Source organism: Chryseobacterium bernardetii (assembly GCF_003815975.1).
In the GTDB taxonomy this organism is placed as follows: Bacteria; Bacteroidota; Bacteroidia; order Flavobacteriales; family Weeksellaceae; genus Chryseobacterium; species Chryseobacterium bernardetii.
The window spans coordinates 2987141-3002930 of record NZ_CP033932.1 but is presented as its reverse complement, the minus strand read 5'-3'; the positions used below and the strand labels follow the sequence as shown (position 1 = coordinate 3002930).

The 15790-nt window shown below is 35.4% G+C and carries 13 protein-coding genes; 3 read left to right on the top strand and 10 right to left on the bottom strand.

What is annotated here, in order from left to right:
- Nucleotides 1-67: 67 nt before the first annotated feature.
- Entirely contained in the window at nt 68-769 is a 702-nt protein-coding gene (locus EG339_RS13770) for a CoA transferase subunit A (RefSeq protein ID WP_123870555.1), read from the bottom strand.
- Between the two features lie 381 nt (nt 770-1150).
- Between EG339_RS13770 and EG339_RS13765 the strand changes: the two genes are divergently transcribed.
- On the top strand, nt 1151-2686 hold the full coding sequence (locus EG339_RS13765) for a toxin-antitoxin system YwqK family antitoxin (RefSeq protein ID WP_123870554.1): 1536 nt from the start codon (nt 1151-1153) through the stop codon (nt 2684-2686).
- A gap of 98 nt (nt 2687-2784) precedes the next feature.
- Here EG339_RS13765 and EG339_RS13760 read toward each other — a convergent pair whose 3' ends face one another.
- Nucleotides 2785-5532 (bottom strand): fibronectin type III domain-containing protein, encoded by a 2748-nt coding sequence (locus EG339_RS13760; RefSeq protein WP_123870553.1) that lies wholly within the window; start codon nt 5530-5532, stop codon nt 2785-2787.
- Between the two features lie 293 nt (nt 5533-5825).
- Between EG339_RS13760 and rplS the strand changes: the two genes are divergently transcribed.
- Nucleotides 5826-6182, top strand: coding sequence for a 50S ribosomal protein L19 (rplS, locus tag EG339_RS13755; protein WP_002980648.1), 357 nt, complete (start codon nt 5826-5828; stop codon nt 6180-6182).
- 272 nt (nt 6183-6454) lie between these two features.
- On the opposite strand, the gene EG339_RS13750 is transcribed toward rplS, so the two are convergent.
- Nucleotides 6455-6898, bottom strand: coding sequence for an SRPBCC family protein (locus EG339_RS13750; RefSeq protein WP_123870552.1), 444 nt, complete (start codon nt 6896-6898; stop codon nt 6455-6457).
- 315 nt (nt 6899-7213) lie between these two features.
- Nucleotides 7214-7996, bottom strand: a complete 783-nt coding sequence (locus EG339_RS13745) for an AraC family transcriptional regulator (protein WP_123870551.1) — start codon at nt 7994-7996, stop codon at nt 7214-7216.
- A gap of 74 nt (nt 7997-8070) precedes the next feature.
- On the opposite strand from EG339_RS13745, the gene EG339_RS13740 reads away from it, so the two are divergent.
- Nucleotides 8071-9219: an MFS transporter gene (locus EG339_RS13740; RefSeq protein WP_123870550.1), complete on the top strand. Its 1149-nt coding sequence runs from the start codon at nt 8071-8073 to the stop codon at nt 9217-9219.
- Nucleotides 9220-9381: 162 nt separating this feature from the next.
- Here EG339_RS13740 and EG339_RS13735 read toward each other — a convergent pair whose 3' ends face one another.
- The 6 genes from EG339_RS13735 to EG339_RS13710 all read right to left on the bottom strand — a co-directional run bounded on the left by EG339_RS13735 (nt 9382) and on the right by EG339_RS13710 (nt 15703).
- Nucleotides 9382-9873: a DUF3592 domain-containing protein gene (locus EG339_RS13735; RefSeq protein ID WP_123870549.1), complete on the bottom strand. Its 492-nt coding sequence runs from the start codon at nt 9871-9873 to the stop codon at nt 9382-9384.
- 16 nt (nt 9874-9889) lie between these two features.
- Nucleotides 9890-10351 (bottom strand): DUF3592 domain-containing protein, encoded by a 462-nt coding sequence (locus EG339_RS13730; RefSeq protein WP_123870548.1) that lies wholly within the window; start codon nt 10349-10351, stop codon nt 9890-9892.
- Nucleotides 10352-10354: 3 nt separating this feature from the next.
- Entirely contained in the window at nt 10355-11128 is a 774-nt protein-coding gene (locus EG339_RS13725) for a hypothetical protein (protein WP_123870547.1), read from the bottom strand.
- A 107-nt stretch (nt 11129-11235) separates the two neighbouring features.
- Nucleotides 11236-14184, bottom strand: coding sequence for a hypothetical protein (locus tag EG339_RS13720; protein WP_123870546.1), 2949 nt, complete (start codon nt 14182-14184; stop codon nt 11236-11238).
- An 8-nt stretch (nt 14185-14192) separates the two neighbouring features.
- A complete protein-coding gene (locus EG339_RS13715; RefSeq protein WP_123870545.1) occupies nt 14193-14663 on the bottom strand; it encodes a DUF4280 domain-containing protein in 471 nt (156 codons plus the stop codon).
- Between the two features lie 47 nt (nt 14664-14710).
- Nucleotides 14711-15703, bottom strand: coding sequence for a hypothetical protein (locus EG339_RS13710; protein WP_228459620.1), 993 nt, complete (start codon nt 15701-15703; stop codon nt 14711-14713).
- Nucleotides 15704-15790 lie beyond the last annotated feature (87 nt).

Here is a 15790-nt window from a genome sequence, read left to right as displayed (position 1 = left end):
ACTTCATAAAGAAAGCGCTGAACATTTTCAGCGCTTTTTTATTCTCAATAACTGTATTCTTCAGAAATTATTCTCTGGTTCTAACCGTTCTTTGCTCGATTCTCTTTTCGAATTTTTCACCCTGGAAAATTCTCTGAACCATAATACCCGGAATATGAATCTCATTAGGATCTAATTCTCCCGGTTCTACCAATTCTTCTACCTCAGCAATGGTAATTTTTCCTGCCCCTGCCATCGGGTGGTTAAAGTTTCTGGCAGACCCTTTGAAAATAAGATTTCCTGCATAATCTCCTTTCCAGGCTTTTACAATAGAAAAATCTGCATCAAAAGCATGTTCCAGAATATGAGGCTTTCCTTTGAACTCTTTTACTTCTTTTCCTTCAGCTACTTCAGTTCCATATCCCGCCGGTGTATAGAAAGCCGGAATACCTGCCTGAGCGGCCCTGCATTTTTCAGCTAAAGTTCCCTGTGGAGTAAGTTCAACTTCAAGTTCTCCTGAAAGCATCTGTCTTTCAAACTCAGCATTTTCTCCCACATAAGAAGAGATCATCTTTTTGATCTGTCTTTTATGAAGCAGTAATCCCAGCCCAAAGTCATCTACTCCGGCATTGTTCGATATACAGGTAAGATCTTTCACATCACTTTCCACCAGGGCATTGATTGAATTTTCAGGGATTCCGCAAAGTCCAAATCCGCCCAGCATCAGCGTCATTCCATCTTTAATCCCTTCGATGGCTTCCTTTGCATTTTTTACTCTTTTATCTATCATGAAATATTAGATTTTTCTATTGGCTAAATTTAATAAAAATTTATTGTATCTGCGACTGCTGGAAAAAGATCCCGAATTCTATTCCATCTTGAATATCTATTTCTTTATATTAAAAAATTAAGAATCATATTTTTACAAGAAAAAGTGAACAAATCTGTCCATTTTTTCTATCAATCTCATAAAATAGATTTATATTTGGGGCTTAAATTTAAAAACACCATTTATTTTTTTTAATCTTCGGATATAAATGATATAAACACAATCTTAATGTAAAAAATTATTTCTGACAGCTAAACTGCTGTCCTTATCAATGCTTTTACCTTCTCTTTATGGTATCCCAAGCAAATGCTCCAAATTTAAAATCAGAACTTAATATAAAACATGAAAAAACTATTTACGTCAGCGTTACTTGCATTAGTACTCAGCATCAACGTATATGCACAGGAGAAAACTTATTTTGATGAAAACTGGGAAAAGACTACCCAGGAAAACATGGAATACTACCGTGAAACAACTCCTAAAGGCAAGCTTACTCTCATCAAAGACTTTTATAAAAACGGAACGCTTCAAATGGAAGGCCTGGCTTCTGATACCACTCCAAGCAATGAAGTTTTTGAAGGTAAAGTAACATGGTATACCCCCGAAGGAAAAGTGATGAGTGTGGTAAACTATGCTAACGGTAAACAGGTTGGAGTCTCACAATCTTATGATGCAAAAGGCAGACTGATAGAAGACATGGTTTATAAGGCCGATGGTACTTTCTCCGGAAAAATGATCAGCTATAAAGATCCGGAAAATGAGTACTACTATAATACCCTTACCATATATGAGAATTCCTCTCCTGCCCAAACCATTATTTATGATGAAGATATCAAAGGGATCAGAAGTGAGACCATTACCGGAAAAGATGGCAACTACGTAAATAAATACTACGGTGAAAAGGGTAAGTTTATTGGAAGTCTTAGCTCTGAATCTAATAACGACGGAACTCTGGTAGACTATTACTACAATCCGATGAGAGTTTCAAAAATTGAAAAATATAAAAGCGACGGTACCGTTAAAGAAGGAGTTATCTATTCTAAAAACGGAAAAATTCTTCAGGAACAGAAAAGAGGTAAAAAAGATGGTTCCAAAACAACTTATGATGAAACCGGAAAGATTGTAGCAAACCTGACGTATCTGTATGATAAAGAAAACGACACTTATAAACCTATGGATGGTGAGGATTATCAGTTGAGTTATGATTATAGTTATGTTTCAGCCATAGATGTTTATAAAGGAGGCTCACAGATTCTTAACAAGGAGTTTGACGAAGCAGGAAAACTTACTACTGAAAAAACTCTAAAGGATGGGTTAACGCAGGAGATTAAATATTATGCTCCGGATGGAAAACTAAAATCTACATTAACGTATAAGGAAGACATGCCTTATAATGGTACAGCCTACGAAGGGCTTACCGAAATGCAATACAAGGACGGTGTTCTGGTTAATACAAAAAACTACTCTGAAGAAAATAAGCTGAAGTTTGAAAAGAAACTGAATACTAAACAAAATGCTTACGATGCAACAGTCTACGACAATAAGGGAGCTATTTTGTATACGTATAACCAACCTGTAAATGAAGACGAATACAACTACAGTTTCACAGGGCAGATTGTACAGTATGTAAAAGGGAAGCCTGTTAATAAATGTTCCGTAAAAGATGGCCTTCTCCAAAGCGGAAAAATCCGAATAAAAAATTACGCCGGAGCAAGGGAACTTGAACGCAGTGGAAAATGGATCTTACTAAAAGTCTACAATGGGGATGGAAAGCTTGTTCAGGACTCCAAAATTCTGGCAGACAGTAGTGATGATACTCTGTCTATAGACAGTCAGACATTTATTCAGGAAGATCAGTTGCACAGTGATTTTGAATAATGAATTGTGAAAAATCTGCGTGATCTGTATGATCTGCGAGAAAAAAACAGGCTGTCATTTCTGACAGCCTGTTTAATTTTTATTATGTTGTTGATTGATTACTGGATAATCAATTTCAAAGTAAATAGCTTTCTTGCATGAACTTTTACAAAATACACTCCTTTCGGAAGGTTTTCATTCACTAAGGAAAAACGCTGGTTATGAATATTCTTTGATTCATACAATAATTCTCCTGCTGCTGATACCAATTCAATTTTCTCAATGGGATAATCACTCTTAATGAACGTTGGTTCACCAGGTTTTGTAGGGTTTGGATACAGGATTACATTTTTCTCTGTACTCTTTGCCTCTTCTACTCCCAAAGACCCTGAGGTTACCTGGAACTGTACCCTGTTTGAAACTTCAGTATAAGAATCGTTGGTAAACATCACCATATAATAATTACCTGGTGCGGTTGGTACGCCGTTTACATTTCCTGTAACGGTTTTGCTGCCCTGGGTTACCCCATCAAAATAAGTATAGGAAACAAAGTTATCATCCGGGGTTTGAATATTCTGAGGATAAATTCCTAACCAGTCTTTAATAATTCCCGGAGAATCTGTCCATGATGCAGTAATATTTTCCCCCAATGAATATACAGGTTTGTTGATCCATAATTCGGTAACGATATCACCTACTTTAAAGAACACTTTATCTCCAATTCCATTATAACCATCTTCAAGCAAATACTGAGCATAATAATATCCTTTTGGAAGCCCTGTAAAATTAAGGGTTCCGGATGCTGATGTTACATAACTCCATTTTATGGATGCTGTGGTTCCCGGAGTCTGTCCCATTTTATAAATTCCGATCCAGTCTTTTTGTAAACCTGGAGCATTCGTAAAGTTAATGGTTACAGTTCCGCCTACCGGATATGTATCTGCAGTTGCCTGCAATTGTACTTTCGGACCTACATAAAAGCTTTTTCTTGAAGTAATATCTGTATATCCGTTATTAGCAAAGAATCCTGCAAAATATTGCCCTTTATTAGGTAAACCATTATTGAAAGTAGCTGTGCCTGCTGTTTGTCCGTTAGTGTAAACATAAGTCTGTGCAGTTGCCCCTCCTCCCGGAGTCTGCCCTTTTTTATAAATTCCTACCCAATCCTGCTGATTTCCAGGACCGCCGGTAAAAGTAGCCACAATAGGTTCGTTTTGAGCATATTCTGTCTTATCTAAAGTAAAGGTAGGATTTGAAACCACACTTCCGGTAATTTCAAACTGTTTTACATCACTCCAGTCGCTCCACTCAAGGTTTCTGTCTCTGTAACGGGTTTTTACGTAATAAGTACCGTTTGGAATTGAATTCGCTGCTAAAGTTGCTTTTGTAATATCTACTCCGTCATTTAAGTTCTTAGTTTTATCCGGGTTTCCGTTTCCGTCTTTTCCGAACCAGTTTTCAAAATCACGGTAAAATTCTTTTTCAATTACAGAGAAGTCTCCAGCTTTACTGATTAAGAACTGGGTGGTGTTTAAAAGTTCACCGTTAGATGATGAGAAAGCGCTTCCGTTCAATGTTAAAGGTAATGTAATTGGTCCGGAAAATATATTGGTGATGGATGGTTTTGCTGGTTTTGGCTGATTTTTATACCTGTGGAATGAATCTATGAGTTCATTATTTTTCTTGGTATACTTTCCACCTATTGAGTAACATTCTATATCTACTTTTCCGGTTGGGATATCTACCTCAACAATCTGATAAGTCCAGTCCGTTAATGTTTTCTGAACATCATCAAAGTCCTGTTCAGTAGACATTCCCCAATACTGATCCCAAGCCGTTCCTCCAGAAATGATCTGATAATTAGGACTGTTCTTTAGCTGTCCTCTGTGATACAAGTGATGGTGTGCTCCAACATGCATCAGATATTTGTCAGATGTTACCAAAAGTGGAACCGCATTGTTTCTTACCCATGTTGAAATATCCCCTACGTATTGTTCTGCCTGATAAGGTCTATGGCTTAATGAGATAATCCAGTCTACTGTAGGATCATTATTCGCTTCATTTAAAATCTGCTGAAGCCATATTTGCTGTGCAGAACCCGTATGTTCAGAACTTAAGCTTATAAACAATACGTTCCCTGCCTGTTGGGCATAGTAATTCTCGTTTCCTGAAGAAATTCCTTTATATCTGATCTCATCAATATAGAAATGAGCATAGTAAGAATTCATTCCTAAAGTTCCATACGTTTCATGGTTTCCTACAGTGGTCTGAATAGGCAGATAAGGTGACAACTTGATATTCTTTTTAAAATGAACATTCTCATAGTGATCCAATGTTCCTACATCCACCTGGTCTCCTACCATGAAAGTAAGGGCAATATTATCGGATGGATCTGAATTGGCACCGAACTTTTCTTTTAATTTTTTAAAAGCATTTAATGTAAGACTGTCATACCTTGGCTCTGCCTTAATCTGGTTATCTCCCATAATCAGGAAACGAATCTTTCCATTAGCTGTTACAGGCTGCCCTGGTAAAGGAAGAGTCCTGAAATTATACACCGCAGATTCATTAGTTCCGGTTTTAATTTTGTAATAATACTTGGTGTTTGGCTGCAGATTAGCAATTTTGGCTGTGTGATAATAGTAATTATTGTTGTAGCCTGTATCTGAAAAAATGTTGGTAGTACCAGTTACCGTAACATTCAGGTTTGTTGGGGAATCCCCGTAAATCACGGTGGTTTCGTTATCGGAAGCAGTCTTCCAATTGACGATCATGGAATTCGGAGTGGGATTTTGCAGATATGGGAACAAAACCTGCCCGAATGTCATCTGGACCGCGAAAAAGAAAAAGAAGAAATAGTGTTTCATAATCGCTTAATTTAAATTGAGATCTAGAGTTTTTATTTGTGAATCAATAATTTAAAAAATCAATACTCTAGTTTTTATTTCGGGCAAAAGTAGAAGTCCCATATAAACTCTGTCTGATGGAATCTTAAAGAATGTGTTAATTTTTTGATGAAATCTGAATGAAAAAATTATAGTTTTTTACATCTTAAATATTTGGTGTATTCAAAAACTATTTTGTACATTTGCAACCTGTTATTCAACCTCTGACGATAAACGTGTAAGTTGCTTAGCTTTAACATTTTATTTTATTAATAATGGATTTATTAAAGTACGTACAAGACAAGTACATTGCGAAAAAAGAATTCCCTGAATTCAAAGCAGGTGATACCATTACTGTGTATTACGAAATTAAAGAAGGACAAAAGACCAGAACTCAGTTCTTCAAAGGAACAGTTATCCAATTAAGAGGTACTGGTTCTACTAAAACTTTCACAATCAGAAAAATGTCTGGTGATGTAGGTGTAGAAAGAGTATTCCCTATCAACATGCCTGCACTTCAGAAAATTGAAGTTGACAGAAGAGGTAGAGTTAGAAGAGCTAGAATCTACTACTTTAGAGATCTTAGAGGTAAAAAAGCGAGAATTAAAGACGCTGCTTACAAGAAGAAATAATTCAGACAACAATAAATGCAAAAGGAAGCTGTTTACGAGTAAACAGCTTCCTTTTTTATGGGTAATTGATCATGTTCTTGATTGAAGTTGAAGACTGGAATTATCCGCTAAAAAATTTCCAAACTTACATGGATTATCCGATTCTGCTTCGATTCAAATAGAAATCATTCTCAAACAGTGATTTTTTTAATGCTCCCAACTACTAAGTAACTAAATTCCATTTATATCTGACATTAACGGTTCATTCTATATTCCGAAGAATTTAAAGTATGCTATTCTCTGTATGGAGTTCCTTTCCCGGTTTCCAGGAAAAGCTTCAGGCTGCCAAGAAATTGCACCCAGCCATTGGAACAGATATCATAGCATTCAATATCCGGGCTTAGGCCAAGATGGGTAATTTTTATCTTAGCATTTTCTCCGTTTTGTTCTATTTCCCAAACAATGGTTGTTCCAATCCATTCTTTCTGGTTCTTTAATTCAGGAAGAGCAATTAAAGAGTCTTCCACATGCCAGATCATTTTCGTATCAGGAATTGCTTCTTTCACCCGCATTGTTTTGTGAATATCAGCTCCGAATCGTATTGTAAATACATCTTCAGTTTGAGCTGAAGATCCTTCAAACATTTCTGACCACCAGAGGGAAATCTTATGGGATAAGGCGTTGAACACCTTTTCTGCAGTGGCTTTTACTTCTATTGTATTGGTATAATTGTCCATGGTATCTATTTTAGTTTGGTTATACAATTTTATGTAAATTAAATACCAACAGACTTTGCATAGGGCAAGAAATAGATTGAAAGACAATTTAATACTAAGGTTATTTTATTTGAAACATTCATAAGAATAATATGTTAAACTTTGCTACATATAAAATCTTTGGTTTTCCTTGACTTTTCTTTCCTCATAAAGTTTCTTAATGGTTCAAATGAGGTTACTTTATAAATTAATCCTCAAAAATCAAGAGAATTGCCACCATTCCGGGGAAGGGGAATATTTAGCCTTTCAGCTGGAGTATTAAGACAGATGGAAGAATTACTCGTTTTTTATGAGATACTGTAATGGAGTGGATCCGGTATGTTTTTTAAAGAATTCAATAAAGGCACTGTCTGAGGAGAAGTCTAAACAATGGGAAACCTCTCCTATTGAACTGCCATCCACTAAAAGTTCTATAGAACGCTGAAGGCGCCATTGCTGCCTCCATTCCTGATAAGAAAGATTGGTTTCTCTTTTAAAAATTCGGGTGATTGTTTTTTCTACTGCTCCGGTTTCTTCTGCTAAATTTTTCAGCATGGGCGGCATGGAAGAACGCATTGTCCATTCTTCTACTATTCTCTTAAGACGCCTGTCAACAGGCATTTTAAGCTCCAACTTTTCTTCAGGAGCCTTCCCTATTTCGTCCCAGAATACCTTTAAAATATTTTTCTGGGCAGGATGCAAAGGCAACCATTCCCAAAAGCAGATTCTTTCAATAATTTCTTTTAACAGAGAATTCACATGTAGAACCTTAAGGCTTGAACTTATATATTTTTCAGCATATTTACTGTCAAAATAAACCGATCTGTATGCCACAACATTCCGGAAATTGACCCGGTGAATTTCATTAGCCGGAATCCATAGCATTCTGAATGGCGGCAATACAAACTGCCGGTTAGAAGTCGTCACCGTCATACAGCCTGAAGGGGCATAAAGCAACTGTGCCTTGGTTTTATGGTCGTGAAATCCGGAGTCGTGCATCACCATATCAGAAGCAATTCCGATCACTTTTTCTTTGAGAGCATCTGCATCAAATTCCTCATTCTGTTCTAGCACAGCCATGTCCTATTTTTGATATTTTTTGTTTTTATACCATTATAAATATACATGTAATTTTTCAAAACTTTGCATAAAAAATGAAAAAGACAAATCCGCTTTGGCTACTGACGCTCCTTGTCATGCTTCCTCAGTTTGTAGAAACCATTTACAGCCCGGTTTTGCCAATGGTTCAGGAAACGTTTGGTGTGAATGAAGAATCTACAACCTTAACAATAAGTCTGTATTTTATTGCTTTTGCTTTGGGAGTTGCATTTTGGGGTGTTCAATGTGACAGAATCGGCAGAAAAAAATCGTTGGAATACGGACTGATTACTTATGGAATTGGAACTTTTGCTGCCATTTTTGCTTCTGATTTTATGATTTTACTGGCGGCCAGAGTTATTTCAGCTTTTGGAATTGCTGTAGGCTCCATCGTTACCCAAACCATTTTACGGGATACTTATGATAAAGACCATATCAACAAAGTATTTTCATGGATTGGGATTGGCTTGTCCATCAGTCCGATTATAGGAATGACCACGGGTTCGGTACTGGCTGCTTTAGCTGGTCATCAAGGGGTTTTTATTACTTTATATCTGGTAGCAGTTCTATTTTACGTTCTTTCCAGAAAAAATATTTCTGAGACGTACCATTCCGGAAAAGAGATCAATTTTCAGGTACTGTCGGGTTTATTGAATCGGATGCTCAGAGACCGTGAAATCATCAGATGCTGTTTATTGGTTATGAGCTTTAATGTTTTGCTGTTTTCTTATTATTCGCTGGCGCCTTTTATTTTTAAAGAACAGCAGTATTCATCTTATATTTTTGGATACAGCAGTATTATATTGGCTGCCGGAACCTTTATAGGGGCAAAGCTGAACAGATATCTCCTTTTAAGAAATATTGCTCCTAAGGTTTTAATAACCGCAAGTGTGATAGGTTCATTTGCCGCTTCTTTTTTAGTTTGGTTCTTAACCGGATATGGAATTTATTTTCTGATTCCTTACTTCTTTATTGTGATGGCATTCAGTATGGCTATCCCAAATATTCTGAGCACCGCATTAATCCATTATAAAAACGAAACCGGAAGCGCCGGAGCTTTGCTGGGACTCATTTATTATGTGCTGATAGGAAGCGGGCTGGTAAGTATAGGCTTTATTCAGAACCTGGGGATTTCATGCCTCATATTTTCAGGAATTGGAATTCTTACTTTGTTGATTTTCCAAGACAAAGAAAAGACCGTTTAAGTTATAAACGGTTTTTTCTTTTTCAAAATATATGAAATTGACTGGAAATCGCCATATATCAATAAAGCTAAAGGTTATTTTCTTTAAGGAAAGGATTTTCAAGGATTAAAAAATGGTCTTCTGCATAGAATTTATAAAACATAAGCTAACGGTTAATAATAACTATAATTTAAAAATTTTCTTCACGAACTTTTTTATTGCAACGAATACCGGTTGTCCTAAATAACAACCTACAGATAAAATTAATACTGAGATCCCCAATATTAAAAAAGGCCAGAAAAAGAGATTTAGAAAGCCTCCTCTTGTTGCTTTTTGCGGCTTTTCAGCGCTGTAATACATGGTTACCTCATCATCATTTTCCTGACTACTGCTGCTGTAATCGGAATGATATTCTCTTACAATTCCTCTATTATCCTTGTATTGTATGAGCGGTGAATGCATTTTTGTGGAACCGCCTTTGCTATTAGTGGAATAACTTCCTTCATACCCTATGATTTTACCCTTTGTTCTGTTTCCGAAAACAATCAAATTAAAGTTTTTCCCTAATTTCTGCACACTGTAAAATATTCCCCCAGTCCCCAAGGTAATAAGGATAAAGATAAAAGAAATGAAAAATACGGTAATAAAAAAACCTGAACTCTTATTGTTTCCCATGCTATAACATAACTTATTATTTCTTACCCATCATCAGTCTGATATTATATTTAAACAGATATAATCCCAAGCCAAACGGAATCAAAGACAGACATAATACGACAAATGGAGAAAACCATAAATACCAAAATCCACCCCGAATGGCTTTTGAAGGAATATCTTTATCATAGTAGATGGTTACTTCATTTGACCATTCTTTACTGTTACTGCTATAATCGGCGTACAGTGTATAAGACCTGTTGGCTGTGTCATAATAGCTAATGACAGGAGAATAGAATCTTGTATATTTATTCTTCTCTTGTTTTTTGCTTTCTGTATAGCTTGTAATATGTCCTTCTGTTTTTGACCCATTCAATACCAAACTGGCATGTTTATAAAATCTACCTATGCTGTAATAAAGACCTTTTCCTCCAAAGCCAAGAAACAAAAGCATCAATACAAGGGAGAAGAAACTTACCCAGAAGCTATTATTTTTCATGGTTTAATACACTTCCAGTTTTCCTGTTTTTGAGGAACGATAAAGCTGTAAGCTGAAAAATTTAATTTTTCTCTTATCATCAATTGAATAAAGTACCGGCTTACCTTTACTGGATGTTAATTCTACAATTTTATTATTAGGATTAATATTAATTTTATATCCTTCAATAGGTTTCATAAAGCCCTTACTTGCAATTACCCTACTTTTTAAGTTATTTATATATTTTTGAGTCTCATTAGCATCCAGATACATGGAAGTAGTTTCTCTTTTGAAAGAATCCTTATATATTTCACTGTATTTATTGGCATCACCTGAATTAATAATAGATAAAACTTCGTTGTATTTATTCAATACATCTTCACTCAATTTGTGAATATCTTCTTTTGCCAAGTCACTTGCCGAATGTAATGGATTTTCATTTTCATAATCTACATCTGCGTTGAATGACCATGTTTCAAATACCATTGACTGGTTTTCATTATAAGGTTTCAAGGTAAAATCCTTCACTAATACCAAATCTCCTTCATCTCCATTTTCACTAAAATAAAGAGATATCTTTACTCCTTTTAAATATTCCGGAGACAAAACATTACCATCAGAACTATTTATTTTTATACTGACAGTCTGTATTCCCTTACCTGAGATTAGTGGATTCAAATATTCTGATGCAGTAGCAGCACCATCCTGATCTGTATATTCGGATAAAGAAATCCCGTTGCAAAAAACTTCATAATTTCCACGTAAGGTGTAATATAAATAATATGTTTTCTTTTTCATCTGTATAGATGTTTGATTTAGTTTATTAGATGTTTGATTTAACTTGTCAGACTTTCCGCAGCCAGACATACATATAAAGGATAAAAGAAGTACTACAATTTTCATAATTAAAACTCGATTGGTTTAGTTATATCTATATGAGGAATTATCTTTTCTGAATAATCAGGATCACCGTCTGTATTTTTAGAACTATATGATGCCCTAAACCAAACTTCAACTTTAATTCCTGAGAAATAAAAATCAACATCAAGATTACCTTTCTCATTTAATTCAAAAGGGCATGATAAGGAAACATAAGAACTTCCCTGAACTCCCACGCTTAGTTCTGCTTTTTTATTCTTTTTATCTTCCAGAGGTTGATTATTCATATTTTTAGCCTTTGCCTGTATAAGTATCTTTAAGCTAACTTCAATCTCACCTTTTATAATACCTTGTAATCCGCCTTCAAAATGAAGTTTTTTATCTTTTAAATTATATTTCAGATGGGCCTCAGGTGCATATTTCTTTTCATTAGTTTTGGGATCCTTACTTATTTGCTTACCTATCAGTTTCACTTCAGCAGTAAATCTAACTTCAATTTTGTAATCTATTTCTACATGCCCACCACTGAGAACATTTGCCGCCCAAGAAACGATATCCAAAGCATCAATAATAACTCCAAAAGGTTTAAATTTACTTCCTAAAGCAAGAATATCCAACTTAACTTCCGCTCCTATGATAGGATTCGCCTTAATTCTACCGTCTAACTCGTAAGTAATTTCACCATTTTTTGATGAAGCATATCCTATACCTAAACCTACTCCTAAACTTGGTGGCTTAAGCTCAAAACTCATAGGAAGTTTATTCAAGCGGGCTAATAATCCGGGATTGCGACTTGTTCTAATTCTGTGTTCCTCATTTCTTGCCTCCGGAAGTCCAAAACTATTATCCAAAGTATTAACCATCCATAAAAAAGGATAGATCATTTTACGATACTTTTCAGCAAAATCCTTCCCTAATTTAAAAACATCTTTTTCCCCGTTTACTTCACATTCAACAGATAACCCAAAGCTGGTCTTTCTACCTACATAAGGCTGCAAGATATTGGTAACATTACTATCTTGTATTTCTCTTCTGCGGCTGCTATTAGCTGTAGTAATATCCCGTCCTTCATTAAAGCCACTATAATAAGTTTCTAAAGCAGTAGTAGATTTATAATAAATCGGAGTTTCAATATTATAATTAAAATTAAATACCCATTTCATATCAGGAAAAACCCTGATTTTGGCAATTTGATTGGGATAACGGCATGTACTAACCGGAACAAAATAAAGCTGTTCAAGAGAATCATTTTTTATCCATCTCAGTAGGTAACCAACAACCCAGATATTTTTATAATTATCATCTAAAGCTCCCTTCTTAAAATATTCCTGCTCACCATAAAGATAGTTTAGGATTCTATTATCATAAGATTTATTATATCTGTACTGAAGCTGTAATGTAATGGAATCATCAGCTGTATTTATAGTATAATCGTCTTTTGTTAACCCTTGAATAGCTGCTACAGTTACAAATTCATATTTTTTCTGATTTTCTTTTGAAGCTGGGATACCTTTAGCTTCCTGATCAGGCTTCGCCTTTGCTGAAGCTATGATGGGTGCAGATAAAGCATTAGATGGATGATAATAATTAGGACTTATATTAGCTTTAATTTTGTCTAAAAAATTACTCATCCATACCTGAGGGTCCTGTGATGGCACCCATTGCCCAAGAATCCAGCCCATTTTGAAAACATCTTCCAAAGTAGAATGCTTATGACCATTATTTAAAATCATTTCACAAGCATTGCCATTCTTAATCGCTATAGGTTTCGATTCTTTACTCTCTAAAAATTTAGCGGTTACTTTTACAGCTTTCTTTTCTTTATCTCCGGCAACTATATCAACAAATCTTTTAGTATTATCACTTACTGTTTTAATCGGTTTATATTCATTGAATATCTCTATATCTTTTTCACCATCATTAACAGTTATCATAGAATACGCACAAGGGTTATTTTCCTTTACGCTGTATTCTATATCTCCGATATACTGTATCATATTGTTCTTTTCCACTTCATACCGACTTAAAAGATCACTCATAGTATCGAAAGGAACCAGCAATTCGTTTGAAGTATCATATACCCATTTTCCCCGTTCCAGCCTTTTCCAAGAAGAGGTTTGCTTTTCTGAATCATAATCTCCGGATGGAGCTACATAATCTGAAGCAACGACAACAGGACCAGTATATCCAATATTTCCTTTTAATCTGAGATAAAATTTTTCATCAATCTTTTTATTGGAGTGCTTTTTCTGCCATTCCGGGTCAATAACAAATTTTAAAATTTTAGTTGGATTATAATCAAAAGCGCCAAGCTCACTGTTTAGTATTTCTTGCTTTTCTAATTTAGCAACCGCTTCTCCTTTATTGATAAGCTCAACATCAAAGACAAATTTGTCAGAACCGTTTCTGTAATCCGGCAGCAAATGTGTATACACCTCAACTTCTACTGTTTGACCATAAGTCGCTTTCTTATCATTATTTTCCAATGGGATATACCCACCTTTAGGAAATTTGAAATTACAATATAAAACCTGAGGTTTATCTAAAAGTACAGCCTGCAACGGCACTGTTTGGTCTGTTTCAGGAAATACACTATAAGGAATTATTAAATAAATAACCCCAATATCACCAACTCTGCCATCATTAAAAGTGCTGGCATCTACCAATAAGTTATTCCCCTCAAAGGTTTTAAAATCCTTCTCTTCAGTTGTTAATTTTGTAAAAAAATCACTTGGACTGAGTTTAGGATATGTACGTTTATAGCTAGACCAAACATGTTCTCTTACCAAAAACCACTTTACATCTTTAATTGTTGTCTCTGGATTTTCAGTTCCAGGTCCCAAACAGGATTTATCAATATAAGCGGTAAAAGAACTTTGCCCGTGTCCCAATTCTACAAGAAAGCTGTTATTATATGGTTTTGCATTCTGTCTGGCATCTTTAATTAATGCTTTTTTAATCCCTGCTGTTCCCATAGTTCTCTTTAAAAATTAGTTTTATAAGCCTCTTTTTCATCGTAATTCTTCATATCCATCACAGGACTCACATGCGACTGTAATTCACTATCCGCGTTCTGAAGATTCTTTTTAGTAGGTTCGCCCATTTGTCCGGATTTAATGATAGAAATACAGTCTTTACCTCCAATAGGACAGGTTGCTTTGCTGTCTTGCAACAGAATATAGCCTCCGGGTGGATCGTAGAGTTCTTTTTCGTAATAGTCGCTCCATTGGGTTACTACGGCAGAGCATGGGGTATTGTTCTTTTTGGAGCATGAACCGAAAGTGTTCTTCTCAAAGGTAGCTCCGATATCTTTATGGGTAGCGGCAAGCTTACTGCTGGCTGCATTGTCATTCACATAATATTTGGTTTGTGTAAGTACTTTCAGTTTGTCCGGAGCGGAACCAAATTTGCATTGGCAGATTGCTCCCTGTACTACTTTTTCTTTTAGTGACATTATGGTGTTTTGTGTAAAAATAAGTCTTTTTGCTGAACCGATAAATTTTACCAGTCATTTTCTATCCTTTCGAAATTATCAAATCCCCATTTATTAGGCGGAACTTTTACAAGCCCCCCTGTAATAAAGGGACTGCTTTCATCCAATACCTTGTTTTTATACTCTTCTGAACCTAATTGATATTGAGTATAATGGATCTTTTTCACAAATACTTTTGCCCCTGACCAATCTTTGGTAAATACTTCAAAATAAGCTCTTGTATACATGGGGAAATGATGATACAGATCATGATCGAAAATCACTTTAAGCGTCATATAAAGGGAGCTGCCATCATGATGACCCTCGGGATAAAAATAACGAGGAGCCAATAGTTCTTCGCTTTCAAATTCTATGACAAAAGAATGGTAATCCGTAGGAAATTTATCGATAGTCTGTACCCCGGAAAATTTCAACGGTCCACGATAAGGAATCACGGAAAGATACAGATCTCTTTCAACTTTTCTGGTATCTCCGTAATCAATAAATTTAGGATGAAAAAACAGGTTCCAGAACCAGTCATTGTGCAGGCTTTTTTCAATAACAGTTTTATTTTGAAGCTTATTTTCAAAATTATCAATAAAAATATCCAGTTCTTTACTGCTGTATTTATCAGCTATTTTTGATTTCTGAATCTTCCATCTTTCCAACATTTTATCATGATTGATAATCTCGCCTGTTCCTGTTCCTTTTTCATTAAGATCGACTTCCACAGGGTAAATGGTGGCAGATAATGCTGATGAAAGAATTTCACTGATCTTATCCGGCTCATGCTGGTTGTAAAAAATATCTTCTTTATTAATGCTTAATGATCCCTTGCCATACTCAACATTCAAATTGGCAGCTACCGTATAATCTATTCTTTTGGAAGGCATTTCTTCATTACCGGAATAGTATTTTACAGATACACCATACCTTCTCCCCTGCAGTCCGGAAGGTTTTATTTTGATTGTATTTAGCCTATGTAGAATTTGTTTTTTAGATAATCTGATCTCCGACATCATTAACTCATTTCGTCTTTAGTGTGTTCCCAAAGTTAACAAATTTCTGTTTATCACCAGTTTTGGATAAATAGAAATCCACACAGCCTT

Bases quoted from the DNA above. Each gene is read 5' to 3' on its own strand.
- EG339_RS13770 (WP_123870555.1), bottom strand. From the start codon at position 769: ATGATAGATAAAAGAGTAAAAAATGCAAAGGAAGCCATCGAAGGGATT.
- EG339_RS13765 (WP_123870554.1), top strand. From the start codon at position 1,151: ATGAAAAAACTATTTACGTCAGCGTTACTTGCATTAGTACTCAGCATC.
- EG339_RS13760 (WP_123870553.1), bottom strand. From the start codon at position 5,532: ATGAAACACTATTTCTTCTTTTTCTTTTTCGCGGTCCAGATGACATTC.
- rplS (WP_002980648.1), top strand. From the start codon at position 5,826: ATGGATTTATTAAAGTACGTACAAGACAAGTACATTGCGAAAAAAGAA.
- EG339_RS13750 (WP_123870552.1), bottom strand. From the start codon at position 6,898: ATGGACAATTATACCAATACAATAGAAGTAAAAGCCACTGCAGAAAAG.
- EG339_RS13745 (WP_123870551.1), bottom strand. From the start codon at position 7,996: ATGGCTGTGCTAGAACAGAATGAGGAATTTGATGCAGATGCTCTCAAA.
- EG339_RS13740 (WP_123870550.1), top strand. From the start codon at position 8,071: ATGAAAAAGACAAATCCGCTTTGGCTACTGACGCTCCTTGTCATGCTT.
- EG339_RS13735 (WP_123870549.1), bottom strand. From the start codon at position 9,873: ATGGGAAACAATAAGAGTTCAGGTTTTTTTATTACCGTATTTTTCATT.
- EG339_RS13730 (WP_123870548.1), bottom strand. From the start codon at position 10,351: ATGAAAAATAATAGCTTCTGGGTAAGTTTCTTCTCCCTTGTATTGATG.
- EG339_RS13725 (WP_123870547.1), bottom strand. From the start codon at position 11,128: ATGAAAAAGAAAACATATTATTTATATTACACCTTACGTGGAAATTAT.
- EG339_RS13720 (WP_123870546.1), bottom strand. From the start codon at position 14,184: ATGGGAACAGCAGGGATTAAAAAAGCATTAATTAAAGATGCCAGACAG.
- EG339_RS13715 (WP_123870545.1), bottom strand. From the start codon at position 14,663: ATGTCACTAAAAGAAAAAGTAGTACAGGGAGCAATCTGCCAATGCAAA.
- EG339_RS13710 (WP_228459620.1), bottom strand. From the start codon at position 15,703: ATGATGTCGGAGATCAGATTATCTAAAAAACAAATTCTACATAGGCTA.